General features: G+C 37.5%; 15 protein-coding genes. 6 read left to right on the forward strand and 9 right to left on the reverse strand.

The features are described from left to right. Positions 1-330: 330 nt before the first annotated feature. A complete protein-coding gene (gene nifJ, locus A0J48_RS17870) occupies positions 331-3,882 on the forward strand; it encodes a pyruvate:ferredoxin (flavodoxin) oxidoreductase (protein ID WP_200325381.1) in 3,552 nt (1,183 codons plus the stop codon). 143 nt (positions 3,883-4,025) lie between these two features. On the opposite strand, the gene A0J48_RS17875 is transcribed toward nifJ, so the two are convergent. The 5 genes from A0J48_RS17875 to A0J48_RS17895 form a co-directional block, all read right to left on the reverse strand. After that, positions 4,026-4,877 carry a hypothetical protein gene (locus A0J48_RS17875; RefSeq protein WP_200325383.1) on the reverse strand — a complete coding sequence of 284 codons (852 nt, stop codon included), beginning with the start codon at positions 4,875-4,877 and terminating at the stop codon, positions 4,026-4,028. Positions 4,878-5,558: 681 nt separating this feature from the next. Then, positions 5,559-5,945: a hypothetical protein gene (locus A0J48_RS17880; protein WP_200325385.1), complete on the reverse strand. Its 387-nt coding sequence runs from the start codon at positions 5,943-5,945 to the stop codon at positions 5,559-5,561. Between the two features lie 50 nt (positions 5,946-5,995). Further along, positions 5,996-6,646 carry a methyltransferase family protein gene (locus A0J48_RS17885; protein WP_200325387.1) on the reverse strand — a complete coding sequence of 217 codons (651 nt, stop codon included), beginning with the start codon at positions 6,644-6,646 and terminating at the stop codon, positions 5,996-5,998. Positions 6,647-6,726: 80 nt separating this feature from the next. After that, entirely contained in the window at positions 6,727-6,885 is a 159-nt protein-coding gene (locus A0J48_RS17890; RefSeq protein ID WP_190559196.1) for a YqaE/Pmp3 family membrane protein, read from the reverse strand. A gap of 89 nt (positions 6,886-6,974) precedes the next feature. Continuing rightward, positions 6,975-7,331: a translation initiation factor gene (locus A0J48_RS17895; RefSeq protein WP_200325389.1), complete on the reverse strand. Its 357-nt coding sequence runs from the start codon at positions 7,329-7,331 to the stop codon at positions 6,975-6,977. Positions 7,332-7,650: 319 nt separating this feature from the next. Between A0J48_RS17895 and A0J48_RS17900 the strand changes: the two genes are divergently transcribed. Both A0J48_RS17900 and A0J48_RS17905 read left to right on the forward strand, forming a co-directional pair. Then, a complete protein-coding gene (locus A0J48_RS17900; protein WP_200325391.1) occupies positions 7,651-8,322 on the forward strand; it encodes a HupE/UreJ family protein in 672 nt (223 codons plus the stop codon). Positions 8,323-8,633: 311 nt separating this feature from the next. After that, a complete protein-coding gene (locus A0J48_RS17905) occupies positions 8,634-8,987 on the forward strand; it encodes a hypothetical protein (RefSeq protein ID WP_200325393.1) in 354 nt (117 codons plus the stop codon). 15 nt (positions 8,988-9,002) lie between these two features. On the opposite strand, the gene surE is transcribed toward A0J48_RS17905, so the two are convergent. Next, positions 9,003-9,683, reverse strand: a complete 681-nt coding sequence (surE, locus tag A0J48_RS17910; protein ID WP_200325395.1) for a 5'/3'-nucleotidase SurE — start codon at positions 9,681-9,683, stop codon at positions 9,003-9,005. 196 nt (positions 9,684-9,879) lie between these two features. Here surE and psb32 point away from each other — a divergent pair, with 196 nt between their 5' ends. Further along, positions 9,880-10,620 (forward strand): photosystem II repair protein Psb32, encoded by a 741-nt coding sequence (gene psb32, locus A0J48_RS17915; protein ID WP_200325397.1) that lies wholly within the window; start codon positions 9,880-9,882, stop codon positions 10,618-10,620. Positions 10,621-10,832: 212 nt separating this feature from the next. After that, positions 10,833-11,615 (forward strand): CsgG/HfaB family protein, encoded by a 783-nt coding sequence (locus A0J48_RS17920; protein WP_200325399.1) that lies wholly within the window; start codon positions 10,833-10,835, stop codon positions 11,613-11,615. Positions 11,616-11,739: 124 nt separating this feature from the next. Here the strand turns inward: A0J48_RS17920 and A0J48_RS17925 are convergent, their stop codons facing one another. After that, positions 11,740-12,123 carry a DUF4346 domain-containing protein gene (locus A0J48_RS17925; protein WP_200325401.1) on the reverse strand — a complete coding sequence of 128 codons (384 nt, stop codon included), beginning with the start codon at positions 12,121-12,123 and terminating at the stop codon, positions 11,740-11,742. Between the two features lie 105 nt (positions 12,124-12,228). Then, entirely contained in the window at positions 12,229-13,434 is a 1,206-nt protein-coding gene (locus tag A0J48_RS17930; RefSeq protein WP_200325403.1) for a GNAT family N-acetyltransferase, read from the reverse strand. A gap of 665 nt (positions 13,435-14,099) precedes the next feature. Between A0J48_RS17930 and A0J48_RS17935 the strand changes: the two genes are divergently transcribed. Next, on the forward strand, positions 14,100-15,995 hold the full coding sequence (locus A0J48_RS17935) for a sensor histidine kinase (RefSeq protein ID WP_200325405.1): 1,896 nt from the start codon (positions 14,100-14,102) through the stop codon (positions 15,993-15,995). 184 nt (positions 15,996-16,179) lie between these two features. Here A0J48_RS17935 and A0J48_RS17940 read toward each other — a convergent pair whose 3' ends face one another. Next, on the reverse strand, positions 16,180-16,959 hold the full coding sequence (locus tag A0J48_RS17940; protein ID WP_200325407.1) for a D-Ala-D-Ala carboxypeptidase family metallohydrolase: 780 nt from the start codon (positions 16,957-16,959) through the stop codon (positions 16,180-16,182). Positions 16,960-17,251: the final 292 nt, after the last annotated feature.

The raw sequence follows: 17,251 nt of genomic DNA on the forward strand, positions 1-17,251 counted from the left end.
ATTGAATCTCTTCCCAAAAACCCTCTCACACAACCTCAGCGAACCTCCGCGCATACCTCCGCGTACCTCTGCGTTAAAAAAACGCCCGCACCTCCACACCATAAAAATCATCAAAACCAAATAAATCAAAGCTTCTCAACCTTGAGTACAAAACTAATATAGATATAGATATAATATTTACCACCTGATAAAATAATTAATAATTCGTAATTAATAAAATTGTCAAGAATACACAAATTAACTTCCTGAGTTTAGCAATTTTCAATGCTTATCTTTTTGGCTTCTCTGCATAAAGTTAAAACAACCACAAAAGACACAGGAAGAAAAATCATGAACAAATTATTTGCCACAATTGATGGTAATGAAGCAGTTGCGCGTGTAGCTTACAAATTAAACGAAGTAATTGCTATTTATCCTATCACACCATCTTCAGCAATGGGTGAATGGGCTGATGCTTGGATGGCTGAAAATCAACCAAATTTATGGGGAACAATTCCTAGCATCACCCAGATGCAAAGTGAAGGTGGTGCGGTTGCTGCGGTACATGGGGCATTACAAACTGGTGCATTAAGTACAACTTTTACAGCTTCTCAAGGTTTGCTATTAATGATTCCCAATTTGTATAAAATTGCGGGAGAATTAACAAGTTTTGTGCTTCATGTTTCTGCACGTTCTTTAGCTACCCACGCTTTATCTATTTTCGGTGATCATAGCGATGTCATGGCTGCAAGAAGCACAGGGTTTGCTTTATTATGTTCAGCTTCTGTACAAGAAAGTCATGATTTTGCGTTAATTTCTCATGCAGCAACTTTAGAAGCGCGTGTTCCTTTTATGCACTTTTTTGATGGGTTTAGAACTTCCCATGAAGTGCAGAAAGTTGAATTATTATCTAATGAAGATTTACAAGCACTTATTCCTTTAGAATTAGTTTCAGCACATCGTCAACGCTGTTTAACTCCAGATAAACCAGTGTTACGAGGAACTGCACAAAACCCTGATGTTTACTTTCAATCTCGTGAAGGTGCGAACCCTTTTTACAATGTTTGTGCCGAAATTGTCCAAAGGATAATGGACAAATTTGGTAAAAGAACAGGACGATATTACAAACTATATGAATATCATGGCGCACCAGACGCAGAACGGGTAATTATTATCATGGGTTCTGGTTGCGAAACTGTCCATGAAACTGTAGATTATCTGAATAACCAAGGTGAAAAAGTTGGAGTTTTAAAAGTCAGACTTTTTAGACCTTTTGATGTGGGAAGATTTATAGAAGCTTTACCTAACAGTGTCAAATCTATTGCAGTTTTGGATAGAACCAAAGAAGCAGGAAGCATAGGAGAACCTTTATATTTAGATGTGGTGACAGCTATTCATGAAGGATGGAAAAAAACCACATTCCCAAAAATTGTGGGTGGTAGATATGGTTTGTCTTCTAAAGAATTTACTCCCGCAATGGTAAAAGCAGTATTGGACAATCTTGCTCAAATTTCACCTAAAAATCATTTTACTATCGGTATCAATGATGATGTGAGTTCCACATCTTTGAATTTTGACTCCAACTTCTCTACAGAACCTGATAGTGTAGTTCGTGCCATGTTTTATGGTTTGGGTTCTGATGGTACGGTGGGTGCAAATAAGAACTCAATCAAAATTATTGGGGAAGGAACAGAAAATAACGCCCAAGGTTATTTTGTTTATGACTCGAAAAAGTCTGGTTCAATGACTGTTTCTCATTTGCGTTTTGGACTGGATAAAATTCGTTCCACTTACCTCATCGACCAAGCTAATTTTATTGGTTGTCATCATTGGGGGTTCATTGAAAAAATTGATATCCTCAAAAATGCTGCTGCTGGTGCAACTTTCTTGTTAAATAGTCCCTATCCAGCAGATAGCGTTTGGCAACATTTACCCCTCAAGGTAAAACAGCAAATTATCGACAAAAACCTGAAAGTCTATGCTATTAATGCCAGTCAAGTGGCAAAAAATAGCGGGATGGGTAGAAGAATTAATACTATCATGCAGGTGTGTTTCTTTGCTTTAGCTGGAGTATTGCCAGAAAAAGAAGCGATCGCTAAAATTAAACAAGCGATTGAAAAAACCTACGGTAAAAAAGGTGCAGATGTTGTCAACATGAATTTAAAAGCTGTTGATAACACCTTAGAAAATCTCTATCCTGTGAAGGTAGGAAAAGTGCAATCTGTTCCAGAAAAAACCAAATCTTTACAACAAAACATCCCTGAATTTGTAGATAAAGTTTTGGGTAAAATCATGTTATGGGAAGGTGACGACTTACCTGTCAGTGCTTTACCTGCGGATGGAACTTTCCCCAGTGGAACTGCGAAATGGGAAAAACGCAACGTTGCAGAAGAAATACCCATTTGGGATGAAAATGTCTGCGTTCAATGCGGTAAGTGTGTGATGGTTTGTCCCCATGCTGCTATTCGTGCAAAAGCTTATCCAGCAGATAAATTAGCAAATGCACCTGCAACTTTCAAGTCAACAAACGCGAAAGATAAAGACTTTGCTACCCAAAAATTCACTATTCAAGTTGCACCAGAAGACTGTACAGGTTGTAGTCTTTGCGTGAATATTTGTCCTGCGAAAAACAAAGCAGAACCAACCAAAAAAGCTATTAATATGAGTCCGCAGTTACCCATCAGAGAACAAGAACGGGAAAACTGGGATTTCTTTTTAAGCTTACCAAATCCTGACCGCAGAAAGTTGAAATTAAACCAAATTCGGCAACAACAACTGCAAGAACCATTGTTTGAATTTTCCGGTGCTTGTGCGGGGTGCGGAGAAACACCCTACCTTAAATTATTAACACAATTATTTGGCGATCGCTCACTCATTGCCAATGCTACCGGTTGTTCTTCCATCTACGGTGGAAACTTACCCACCACACCTTGGAGTCAAAACGCAGAAGGAAGAGGTCCAGCATGGTCTAATAGTTTATTTGAAGATAACGCCGAATTTGGTTTTGGTTATCGTTTATCTTTAGATAAACAAGCGGAATTTGCAGGCGAATTATTGCAACAATTAAGTAGTGAAATTGGGGATAATTTAGTTAATTCCATCCTCGAAAACGAGCAGAAAACCGAAGCAGATATTTGGGAACAACGGGAAAATATCGCCGTTATCAAACAAAAAATTGATAACCTTTTGGCAACAACAAAAGACCCCAATCTAAAATCTAAAATCCAAAATCTCAAATCCCTCGCTGATTATTTAGTCAGAAAAAGTGTGTGGATAGTAGGTGGTGATGGATGGGCTTATGACATTGACTTTGGTGGAATTGATCATGTTTTAGCCAGTGGTAAAAATGTCAATATCTTAGTCATGGATACAGAAGTTTATTCTAACACAGGCGGTCAATCTTCCAAAGCCACTCCTAAAGCCGCAGTTGCTAAATATGCCACTGGTGGTAAACCTGCACCCAAGAAAGATTTAGGTTTAATGGCCATGAATTATGGTAATGTTTATGTTGCCAGCGTCGCTTTAGGTGCGCGTGATGAACATACATTAAAAGCATTTTTAGAAGCGGAAGCTTTTGATGGTCCATCCTTAATTATTGCCTACAGTCATTGTATTGCTCACGGTATTGATATGACCAGCGGTTTACAGCAGCAAAAGGCGTTAGTAGACTCAGGAAGATGGTTGTTATATCGCTATAATCCGGCATTACAAAATGAGGGTAAAAATCCCCTACAATTGGATATGAAAGCACCTTCTGAATCAGTGGAAAAATCTATGTATCAGGAGAACCGGTTTAAGATGTTGACGAAGAGTAAACCGGAAATTGCGAAACAATTGTTGGAACAAGCGCAAGCTGAAGTAAATGCACGTTGGGAGATGTATCAATATTTGGCGAATAGGTAATTGGTAATGGGTAATTGGTAATGGGTTTTTACCTATTACCTATTATCTAATCATTAATCACAAATTTTCATCCACTAAGTTTGACAATATATGCAGCAAAAAATTTAAATCCTTTTGGGCTTAAATCTCATTAAATGAATTGTTTAAAATATTGGAAATATTGGAACTGCTATAAAGCAATTACCAATATTAACCATTTCCTTATTCCCTATGTTTTGATACAACATAGTTTCTTCTTGAACGCCTTCTTTTCTAGAAAAAGCATCAGCATATATTTTAAATTCAGATTCTGCGGCAATACACCTCTGTATTGAACCACCTATAGTATCAAATTTTGCTTCTTCTACAATATTTCTAATGACTTCTATAGGAGAATGCCACCATAAAAAATCCTTTTCAACATATTCTGCTCTTTTCTTCTCGATAAGTTGGCGTATCTGTTCCCTTTTATCACCAAGTAGAAGTAAATTGCTATCATCTGAGGTATTTTCTTCTTTAACTACAATATCTAATGTACTATTTTTTGTATCGGGATATAAATGAATTATTTTAAATTCAGAGCTAACATGACAAAAACCAAATATTGCAAGTTCACAAATGGCACCTGTAGGATTAATTATTCCCACTTCAGTAGTCATGCGTTTTAGCAAACTTGCCACAAAGTTAGCAATATCCAATATTGAAGGAACTTCACCTTCATTAAAACTAGCACAATTTTGAAGCAGATAAACTAACGTTGCATAAAGATTGAGTCCTATTAAGCTACTTCCAGAATATGCCATTCCTAGAGAATGATCAAAATATATTCTGTCGTCAAAATCACTAATGTTTCTACATTTTATGTACAAAGGAAATAGTTTTGCTCCCGAATCTAGGAGTATAGAATAATTATTTCCGCTCAGATATGAATTTTGTTTTGATATACGAGTGTCTGAAACTGCCCATATTTGATTGACACCTCTCTCTTTGTTTAACCAACACACAACTGTAGTCATTTATTAACTCCATATCACATAACTTACAGCATATTTCATTCAAATGAGGTACAAACTGGAATAATAAAACGCTTGTGGTGCGAGCATCTTGTTCCTAAATGTGTACCTCATATCTTCGGAAACTTCTGCATATTCAAGTATATCAAATACAGCACTTTACTCAACCGTTTGGTACAAAACAAAATCCTATAAACCTTTCCCTATAAAGCTTGTGGATATTGAGGTATTGTAATTTCACAATAAAAGTGCTGTATATTTGATTTATTTAATTTACTGTATATGCAATTTTTACTATATTGATGGTTGTAACACCAAATTAATATGGTTCTTCGGTACTTTTTATGGAGAATCCAGTTCAAAATCAATGAAAGCCTTATTGTGTCGGCATTTCATTGAAAATATGGTCATTATAGTTTATAACCCTTGCCCCGTAAGGGTTTTGTGATAATCAATCTTCAACCAACATAAAACAGATGCAAGAGCCATTAATATGAACTTGCATAGAATAAGATATCGAGAATAATTAATTGCAGATGGACGCAGATAAATACAGATAATTAAATTTATTTCATCATTCTGTGTAGCCTCAAATTAAATTAATATAAAACCCCATAAAAAACAGGTAATAAGCTTTCACCTATTACCCAATTACCCGTTATCAATCAATGTCTCTAAATGTCTCTAATCTGACGTAGCCATCAACAAGCGATTCAAAATCACCTTACCACTGGGACTTTTTACCTCTACCCGAATAAAACTCGGATCACTTGGTCGCCAACTTACTTGATATTTTGTGCCATTATTATTCCAAGTGTAAACTTGACGATCATTAGTTCCTGAAGCCACCGCACCAGATAAGGTAATATAAGAATTACTCTTACGGTTTTCGCCATAATAGTAATAGACGTTATTATTAAACGATAAACTTACTCTCCAGTCTTTATCAGCAAATGTGCCTTTTGGATAATTGTATTTTGCTGCTAATGCAGGTTGGGTCATAGCAATATCAATAATCGCAGGTGTAGCAATACCCAAAAAAGCTGCTAAAGCAATACCTTTGTAGTTCATAAAACTCTCTTTGGTGAAGGTAAAATTATATTGTTGTATCTTTATTCACGTTAAGCAGTAGTTTCTTCGTTCTCAATATTCCTGGATGTCCATAGTTTAGGAAACAGCAAACCAGAATTTTCTTTGTATTCTACAAATTCAGGATATCGAGACAAAGATTGATCTTTTTTGCTCATGTTGGGAACAAATACCATAGCTATAAATAACCCAAGAATTAAGAAAGGTAGCCAATGTTGAGCTAACATAGCAAATGCGAGATAAATCAATACTTCTCCTAAGTAATTAGTATTACGGCATCTAGCAAAAAACCCTTCTGTAATTAGTCCAGTTTTGTACTTGAGTGTATAGTATTTCTGGGCATCACTGACAAAATGTAAAAACACGCCCACAATATTCAAAGAAATAGCAGCAGCTACTAATGGTAAAGGCGGAACATTACCACTACTGATGAGAATAAATGGTGCTACCCAATATAAGCCAAGTAAAAAAAAGGTAATAATTCCTTGGGGAGTGGGAATTTCTTGCTCCCATTGCTTATCTGGAAAAATACTATCTTTTAGTAACCACAAAAAACCATAAGTAGCATGAAGGGCAAGATAAACCCAAGCTCCAATAGTAAAATTTTGGTATAACACCATTAGTCCCAACACAAATGGGAAAGTTAGACCTTTGTGAAAATTAATGGGATGCTTTATTTTCATATTTTTCTAGTTCTTTGTTAGTTTTTTTAATGTGAAATAAAGAGAGAGATAGAAAAATCACATCTACCTCTCTCCAATAATTACTTCTTCGCAATTATCCAAACTGCGTGGATAATACCCGGAATATAACCGAACAAAGTCAAAACGATATTAATCCAAAAATCTAACCCGAAACCTACTTGCAGAAATACTCCTAAAGGTGGCAGAAAAACCGCGCATAAAATCCGTACTAAATCCATTTCAGCCTCCTGTTAATGTCCCACATCTCTACAATTAACATCACCTGCTGTAAATACGATTCCTGAAAAGATACGGTAAACCGCACTTATTAACCACCGCTAATTTTCGCTTTGTAACCAAGCTTGATTAAAATCTCTAAAATCTTCTGTTTATGATCTCCTTGAATTTCAATTTCGTTATCTTTCACAGTTCCCCCCGTACCGCATTGGGTTTTTAACTGTTTCAGTAAAGCTGCTAAAGTTTCTGGTTTAGTTTGAAACCCAGTAATTACTGTCACAGTTTTACCTTTGCGTCCAGCACGAGTAGCTTGTACTCTCACATTTTGTTGATTTGGGGGTAGTTCTTGAATTGGACGTTCTACAGCGCGTTCAAATGCAGGTGAACTACCATTACCAAATTCTTGGTAAACAAAGCGTTTGTCAGATTTGGGATGAGAAGAAGACATACAATTTAATTCAACTTTAATTCCAGGAAAATCTATGTTTAGCAATGTAGTCAACGCCACAGTATGGTATTGAGGGAATGTCTTGAAAGTGATTTGTGACGCAGCAAATCTATTTTCTCCACAACCTGATTTTTAACTCTGTTATGTCATTTTAGCCAATCCGTGACTATTACTAACAAATATCCCACAACAAAGAGCTTAATTACACATATTGTTAGTTTCAGCTAGGCTAAGGATAAATATATGTGATCCCGTTGAATTTTCTAAAGATTAGAGTAATATAAATTACCGAAAAGAGTAATTTGACATATAATTATCCATGTTAAAAATTGCATTCTCAGCATCTGATGATACCGGAAAATTTTCCGCATCTAAACAACTTCGTCTGATGGGAGCGATCGCTGCTCTAATCTTAATTAGTTTGCTAACTTCATCTGGTGGAGAGCCAATTCAGCATACCATTTCTAACAGTTGGGAAGGGTTTATTTGGGGTATAGCAGATCCCGTCATTGGCTTAGATCGGTTAGCTGGTATACTTGCCCTGGGTTTACTTTCTACCAAGTTGATCCGTGGTACTTGGATAAGTATATTCTTTGTCTTTTCTTCCTTATTGGGACAAATACTGCATTTGTTTCAGCTAAATCTCCAAGGTGCAGAAATCATAGTCGCCTTATGCACTATCATCTTTGGTGTATTGTTAATAATACCTACGCAAATAAGTTGGTTAGGTTGCGCTTTTCTCAGTGTTACTGCGGGTTTATCTCAAGGTTATACCGATAGCCAAGCCATCATGGGTACACAAATACTAACACTAGTTCCATATCTTATAGGTGTTACCCTAACTCAAATCGCAATTGTCATGTCTGCTAGAAAAATCGGTTCAATTATTACCCAGAACGTAATAAATCAAATATTACCTAAAACTCTTCGCTGGGTTGGGTTAACTTTTTGTGCAATTGGTATTGTATTTTTGGGCAATGCGATAATCTAGGATTAACACCATACTTTTAGGGTTGTTTTGCTACTTTGATGATCACTAAAGCTGGTAATTGTCCTTAAAAAAATTAAAACAATTCTGCACAATTAACCACTTAGTATTATTTTTCCTGACATCCCTAATTCTCCTGATGAAAAAGTCAATATGACTACAAGAAAACACCTAATTACACAATCTAGTCTTTCACAATCATTTGTGTGCGTGAACAGTTACAAGTCAACAAATTAAACAGCAAGACTCAGGAATTTTTCTGTAATTCCAAAATCTCAACTAACACAGTTTATTGCTGATTATGAAATTATTTGATGAATATTAACGATATTACTATGATGATTTCTCAAAATTGGGGCGGTCAGGAAATGATTTCAGTAAGCATCGAAGCTAAAATCAACAGATTAGAATCTATTGTTGAGCAAATTGGTGAAGCTGTACTCTCAACTACTGAGACAATTGAACGCCTTGCTCAAAGATTAGATGCTTTGAGTTTACAAGTAGAAGCTCAGGGAAAACAAGTACAGCAGCAAGGGTATCAAATTTTTGCTCTGTGTGATGCCGTACAGAGTTTAGCTGAATCCCAGAAAGATTCATTACAAGAAATTAGTCAATTGACACAAACAGTAGATAAAATTGTCTCTTTGCTGCACTGTTCAGATGAATAAAGATAAACTTTTAATTCAAACCTTTAACTGAGTAATTGCAATATTACCAGAAAAACATATATCTACATCACTACCAGGAGTGCGATCTCGTTTACCATATTCACCTACATAATAAAAATTATCACCATCTATTCGATAATTCACAGGTAAAGGTTTGGTACAAGGTTGACAAAAAACAACTTCAGGATCAGCATCTCCCGGTAGTAGATGGGGTAAATTCACATTCCAAAAGCTACCAGGTTCTAAAGGACGTTCCAGCAATTCTGCTAATATTTCCGATGTCCATTTAGCGGCTAAATCCCAATCATAATTTAGCTTGGCTTTGCGATACTGAGAAATGGCAATTCCCGGAATACCGTGCATCGCAGCTTCTCTCACAGCCGCAACAGTACCAGAAATGTAAGCATCCACTCCTAAGTTTCCACCAGCATTAATACCAGACAGCACAAACTTGACATCTTTACATATTTGTGTTATGGCAATTCTCACGCAGTCAGCAGGAGTACCAGCAATTCCATACTCAACTTCCGAACGACGTTGTAGGTTAATAGGGCGATGGGTAGTAACTTGATGTCCACAACCAGATTGATGTTCTTGTGGTGCAGCGATAATTACATTTTTACCGTTTACAGCTTGGAGTAAGGCTTGGATACCTGGTGCGTCGATGCCATCGTCGTTAGTTAAGATGATTGTCATCCGATTTTAGATTTTAGATTTTAGATTTTAGATTTTAGGATAAAACTTAGACAATAAAAGACTTTTAACTCTGTCATCTGTCACCTGTCACCTGTCACCTGTCACCTGTCACCTGTCAATAATTATCCCTAGATCAGATGCTTTTGACATAGTTTGTGTAGTATTTTGATTGCTAGAGTGTCTTAGGATTCATCCCATGAAACAGCTACTCAAGCAATTATTTAGTAGTCACACATACCTTATCCGTCTCATTTTACCTGTATTGGTAATAATGATGATGGCTATTTCTGTCTTTGCCACACCAGCTTTTGCTACAGGAGTATATCAAATACCCAACCCCACACCAGACACCTGGGTTGTAGATGAAGGTGATGTTCTGAGTCGTTTTAATGAAGGTCAAATTAGCGGCGCTTTCAAAAATTTGGCGCAAGAAACAGGTAAAGAAGTAAGAATTGTTACCGTTCATCGTTTTGACTATGGGGAAACACCAGAAAGTTTTGCCACAGGACTCTTTACAAAGTGGTTTCCTACTCCCGAAGAGCAAGCCAATCAAGCTATTTTGGTAATTGATACTCTTACCAATGGTGCAACCATTATCAGCGGTGATCAAGTTAAAACTGTCTTGACTGATGAAATAGCTAATAGTGTGACTGAAGGAACACTAGGTGCAGCATTACGGGCTGGTAATAAATATAATCAAGGATTGTTAGATGTGCGCGATCGCCTAGTTGCGGTTCTCTCCGGTAAACCTGATCCCGGTCCACCGGCAGAAAAAGAAACCGTACAGGTAGAAGGCACATTTAGTACAGCCGAAGATACCAGCAAAAACAAAGATAATTCCACCGCTTGGGTCGTAGGATTATTAATTGCAGCCACCGTCATCCCAATGGCAACTTACTATATATACCAAATCAACCAGCCTTCAAATCAGGGTTAGATGATTGGGAATTGGGGATTGGGTAAAAAATTATACCTAGTCCCTAGCCCCTAATACTATATTTAAGTACCTGCTAATTCTGACGGCATCAGCAAAAAATTTGCTCAGGTATTGTTATTGACTACAGAGTTATGATAAATTTTCTATGTGCTTATAAATTTAATTAAATCCTTGTGTTGTAAATACTTTTTTGATTTGGAATAGACATATTTATGAAAACATCTTCTTTATACAAACGATTAAGTCTAAACACTGCACTAACCTTAGCAACCATAACTTTAGGTTTATCTATCGGTAGCCTTAGTGCTTTTGCTCAACAAAAACCTACCATCTCAGTACCAGACTTCAAGAATGAAACCAGCTGGTGGTGGTGGAAAAGCGGCACATCTCAGCAGTTGGCAGATGTCCTGAGCAACGAATTAACATCAACAGGAAAATTTACCGTTGTTGAGCGACAAAAGTTAGGATCAGTCCTTTCAGAACAAGAGCTTGCTGAACTTGGACTAGTTCGCAATGGAACTGGTGCAAAGAAAGGAGAACTCACAGGTGCAAGATATATTATTTTGGGTAAAGTAACTTCCTATGAAGAAGATGTGGAAACTCAATCCAGTGGTATAGGTGGTGGGTTTAACATAGGTCCTTTCAGTGTAGGTGGCGGCAACCGTAAAAATAAGGAAAAAGCTTATCTTGCTATTGACCTGCGTGTTGTAGATTCCACCACAGGAGAAGTAGTCCATGCTCGTACCATTGAAGCCCGTGCTACCAATGAATCTGAAAGCAATGCGGGAAGTGTGGGTATCAGTGGTCTCAACATTGGTGGTGATAATCAAAGAAGTAGTAAAGCCCCTGTAGGTAAAGCACTGCGAGCAGGTTTGATGGAAATCACAAATTATCTTAGCTGTGTGATGGTTGACAAAGGTAGTTGCATAGCTGAGTTTGAACAGAAAGAACAGCGTCGCCGTAATAATACTGAAAAAGTCTTAGAATTTGAGTAAATAGCATCATCAAATCAACAATGATAGCTATTTTCAAGATAATGCCGTGATTGAGGATAGGAGGATTTTAACAGTGGTGAACAACACTCATAAACAACTGATAACTGTTAACTGACTACTATTCCTAATCCTGTACGTACTCCTTCCCTGTTACCAAAGCACCTTCAGCACGGGCAAATTCTCGCCCCAAATAAGCAGCATGGTCTAGCAAGCTAACAGGACAAGGTTGAGTTTCTTCAAAAATCTTCACACACAATTCTTTTGCCGTCCGGCCGCTAAATACTGTAGTGTTAGTTCTTTCCACCTTACCTCGTGCCGGAATTACCTGACCTGTTTCTGGATCTACAGCCAGACCTCGCTCATCAATCACATTTGTAAAATGCTTGGCATAAATTAACTGTTCATTCCGGTCTAGGTAAATAATGAAATAGCCACTAGGATCAAGATCAATATGACGCTGAGAAAGTTTATCATCAATCGCCGTTAAATCATCCAGTATTAAATCCATACTCATTCTAAAAAGAGAAATTATTGCCAAAGTTGTTTACATTCCAGATCCAGTGTAATTCTTAAGTTACCTTTTCCTTAAAAATTACACCCTGGTAATAGATATTTATTTTCCGCTAACTGCTGACTGCTGACTACTCCTGTCAGCAAATGGTAACTCTGCGTTAATTGCCTTCATTTCCTCCTGTTCCATTTGATTGATCTCTAGGATATAAGGACGGAGAATTTGTCCTAACCGATTGTTGTAAAAGCGGTGTAGACTGTGATTAGAAGTAGCGGGAAACCCACGACGTTTTTTATGTCTACCACCTGCACCGGGATCAAAAGTTTGGATACCATGAGCGATCGCCCATTCAATCGGTGCATAATAGCAAGCATCAAAATGTAAGCAATCTATTTCTTGAAAACTACCCCAATACCTTCCATATAGTCTTTCATCCTTAAATAGACAAAAAGACATTCCCACAGGTTGACTTTGATCTTGCTCGTGGTAAGCTGCAAAAAATACCACTCGGTGGCGATAACTATTATATAACTGTTCAAAAAACTTCTTAGTCAGATACTTACTACCCCACCAACCAAACTTATCGCAGGTATCAGCATAAAATTCATACATCAAGGGAAACAGCGATTTAGGAATTTCATCCCCAGTTACTGCTTGCAGTCGTAAACCTGCCTTTTCTACAGCCTTGCGTTCTCGCTTAATATTCCGTCTTTGATTAGCATTGAATACTCCCAAGTAATCATCAAAATTTTGAAAATCAGCATTTTCCCAAATATAGCTATGGTGTAACCAAGATGTAAAACCTTGTCTTTCTAAAATAGGTCGCCATTGGGGATCAACATAGAGAAAATGACAACTAGAAATCTGATTTTGAAGACAAAAAAAGTCAATCTCATGCACCATTATGGCCGTGAGTTCTTCCTCATCTTCCCCATCTGCTATTAAAAAGCGATAGCCTTCAGCGGGAGTAAAGGGCGACATTCCCAACAGTTTTGGGTAATACTCTACCCCAATCCGAGCCGCTAAATCAGCCCACTGATGATCAAATACAAATTCACCCTGACTATGCCCTTTTAAATACAGTGGGGCAGCAGCAATTAATGTTCTATCTCGCCACAGCGTTAAGTGGTTTGGCAACCAACCTGCGTTAGCTGTAGCACTGTGGGAAGTTTCCATATTATTTAGCCAATCCCACTCTAAGAACGGGGTTTTTAAGGGCATCGCTAACGCATTCCAGGCTGCTGGAGGAATTTCGGCAAGTTGATGAGTCCAAACAACAGAAAAGTTGGATTTGATTTGTTTTACCATATCAAGAGTTCAGGAGTATGGCTGACGCTTACGCTATCAGGAGTATGGCTTACGCCCCTTTAAGCCTACGGCTTTTGTCAGAGATAAGTAGGTAGGCGTTGAAATTTATCGTTATGGCAAGGCAAAAGGCAAGAGGCAAAAGGCAAGAGGGAAGAGACTTTCACCGACTTTACATTTTGTAACATACCTCGGTTTTTTCGAGCCGACTTACTTACGCTATCAGAAGCATAAGAAGAATAAATTTACCTTCTGCACCCCATCACTTTTATAACTAGCTACTTGGAAGATTTAGCGTCATCTATGAAAACTTGGAAAGAATTTAAGATCCGGATTCGGGTTTCCAGAACTCGAAAGCACTATATGAACTAGTTGGGGAGATTTATTTTCTGTTTTTCTCTGTTGCAGCAATGTTGGATCTGATATAGTAAGTGTTGTACCGTAGGCACAAAGCTTATTCGCTCAGTTATCAGTTATGAGTTATCATTAATACTTTTCACACTGTCATCTCCCTATGTTGGTATATCAAGTTTCTTTTTAAGAAATCACAATTTGATACATTTAAAACGTTACCATCAAGTTTTCATCACTTAAGAAAATGTCTCATTTAGCTAATTTTATTGCATATCGTTATTATTGTGGTTTGCAAATACGAAGTGAGACACTCGATGGCTAAGTTCCGTCAATCTTCCTTTCGGCGAATTTTAGTAACCAGAATCTTGCTACTCTTTGTCCCAGTTTTACTAGTCGGGGAAATGGTAGCACTCAATAAGGCACGTTCCAGCCTCCTGGAAACCGCACGGCAAAATCTAACAGATAGTGCTATTAATAAAGGGGAAAAAATTACTGATGCGATCGCCGCTCTAAAAACTAATTTATTTAGTGCTAGTCAAACAAAAGTGATTCAGTCTGGTTCAGCTACCAGAGTAAAAAAATTTGTCACTCAGTTAGCCCAACAATTACCAAATCAAATTGATTGCATTCAACTCAAACATATCAAAAAAGACAAAATTATTGCTAGTAGCTGCGGCGAGCAAACAATTACTGAATTGCCATTATCATTTACCAATGACGAAATTCAAGTTACATCAATTTTGCCCCCTAAACCTGGAACAACTGGTAAACGCAATTCAGCAAATCAACTGCAATTAATATTATCAGCCCCAGTCTATAATCAACAAGGAAATTTAGCTTATGCCTTAACTCTCAAAACTACATTACACCAAATTAAAAACCAGCAAGGATCGCTAATTGGGTCTTTGGTAGTCATTGCTGAAGATGGTACTATTTTGGCTTATTCATCACCGGAAAAAGTGGGAACTAATATTAAAAACCACTCAGATATGCAACCATTTCAAGGCATAATTAAAAATGCTATTAAGGGCAAAAATGATTCCGTCAATTTAAATTTACTCAACGGTAAAGAATCAGTTGCAGGCTATACAGCAATTCCGAGTCCTATTACTCAACAAAAACAACAAAAATGGATTATCTTAGCTGTCTCTAGTGTCAAAGATGCATTACTTGGGTTAGATGAAATCAAACTCATCCTGATTGTTTTAACAGTAGGTTTAATCGGTGCTAGTTTATTGGCATCCTTATATTTAGCACCTTACTTAGCAAGTCCTGTAGAGGAACTCAGAGACTACGCTTTAAATATTCACAGTCACCACGCTGCACAACCAATTCCTAGAAACTTTAAAATCCGAGAATTTAATCAACTCGCACAAGCACTAGACCAAATGGTTGAAAGGCTCAAAGCATGGGCGGAAGAACTAGAAATAGCCTGGAAAGAAGCCAAATCAGCAAACACCATTAAAAGTCAATTTTTAGCCACAACTTCCCATGAATTGAGAAACCCACTCAATATTATTATTAACTGTGTGCGCTTAGTTAGAGATGGTTTGTGTGATAGCCGAGAAGAAGAATTAGAATTTCTCCAGCGAGCGGATGAAACAGCAATTCACTTGTTAGGTATTATTAATGATTTACTGGACATTTCCAAAATTGAAGCTGGTAAACTTTCCGTCATTATCGCACCTCTGGAATTACGTCAGTTACTACTAGAAGTCATTAATTTACAATCAGTTAATATCCAACAAAAAGGACTACAATTAAAATGTGACATCGGCAATGAACTGATCCCAATTAAGGCAGATGAGGTAAAACTCAAACAAGTTCTCATCAATATTATTGGTAATGCTACTAAATTCACCGAACAAGGCAGCATTACAATTAGTACAGATATTCGTCAAATCAATGGTAAATCTCAGGTGATCATCTCAGTACAAGATACAGGTATAGGAATTGATCCCCAGCAACAACATAAACTATTCCGTCCATTTGTCATGGTTGATGGTACAACCACACGCAAGTTTGAAGGTACGGGATTAGGATTAGCAATTTCTCGCAACTTAATCGAACTGATGGGAGGCACAATCACCCTTGAAAGTGTAGGTTTGCACCACGGGACAACAGTGCAAATCATGTTACCTTTAATTGATATATCTCTATTATCTGCATCAGGCAAAAAAGGAAATTTAGCTATAGCAGGTGACAGGTGAGAGGTAAAAAAATTTAGATTGAAGTTGCTCAAAACAATCCAAAATCCTTTCATAGAAAATCAATAACACCCTACACCTTACAGCACTTTTGGAGTAAATGAGGTACACCAATTTTAGAAAGTAGTTTTAAAACTTCAAGTGCAATCTGTTACTGTACCTCATAAACCTCGAATCTGCTGTATCTTTAATAGGGGAAAATCACTCGGCCATTAGGTCTAATGTCACCATGAAAGAATCCCTTATTTCTTCCCATAAACACTGCATCTCCTAAACCTGTAAATTGAGAATCTTTTAAAACTTCCCACAGCTTCCTAAAATCTCCGTTCATAGGCTGCATATCAAGAGCGCGAAAATAGATATGTTGGCTATTGCTAACACCACCAACACTCCTGTTTACTGCTGGTGGACGGTAGCCAGAAGTAATTCTAATTGGTGAACCAAATTTTTCTCTTACTCCTCCCCAAACTTTTGCCAATTTAATTGCATTGGCTACATATTCAGAGCTAGTAGGAATGCGAGTACAATCTTTAGTAGCTTCACCCCAAGTTAAGGGGACACCTTCCACAATGTATTGGTTAGCATAAACTATTTCGCCTCCAGGAAGTTTCATTGTCGCACCTGTGCGTGAACCAGCAGAAGCATTTACCTTGGGTTCTGAGTTAATATCTTCGTCTTGATCGCTGGCTGTTTCTTCCTTACCCTTTAACTCTAGTAATTGCTTCGCAGTTGTCACCCCCAGACCCAAAGGGAACTCTAGTTTATTATCTTCTTTGAATTCTGCAAAAGCTTGTTTGGTTATTGGTCCAACAACCCCGTCTACCTCTATCTTTAAGATTTCCTGAATTTCTTTAATCAGGTCTGGGGTGGCATCAGTTATGTATATAGCAGGTGAGTTAAGTTGTACAAACTCAGATAAAGATTTAATAGTTGCAGGTTTGGGTGAATCTGGGGAGTTTGATGTCATAAGTTTCCAAAAAAATATGATAGGTTTTCAAACTATCAAGAAACAAGGGTTTAGGGTTATGAAAGAAATCATATTTTCTGTTTACTCTTCTCTCATCACTCCGCACTATTTCTTGAGAGTAACTAGACTTGATCTGAGAATACCCTTATTGACATAAATAGTACAGTTGACACTCCCCGGTCTAAAGACACGGGGATTCTACATTCATCGTCAAAACTTGCTCAACCAGGTTTGCACCAAGTAGAGTAGAGGCTTCAACTCCTGTAGCGTTACTTTGGGGATGCCCTCCCCT

Source organism: Sphaerospermopsis aphanizomenoides BCCUSP55 (assembly GCF_001586785.1).
Lineage (GTDB): Bacteria > Cyanobacteriota > Cyanobacteriia > Cyanobacteriales > Nostocaceae > Sphaerospermopsis_A > Sphaerospermopsis_A aphanizomenoides_A.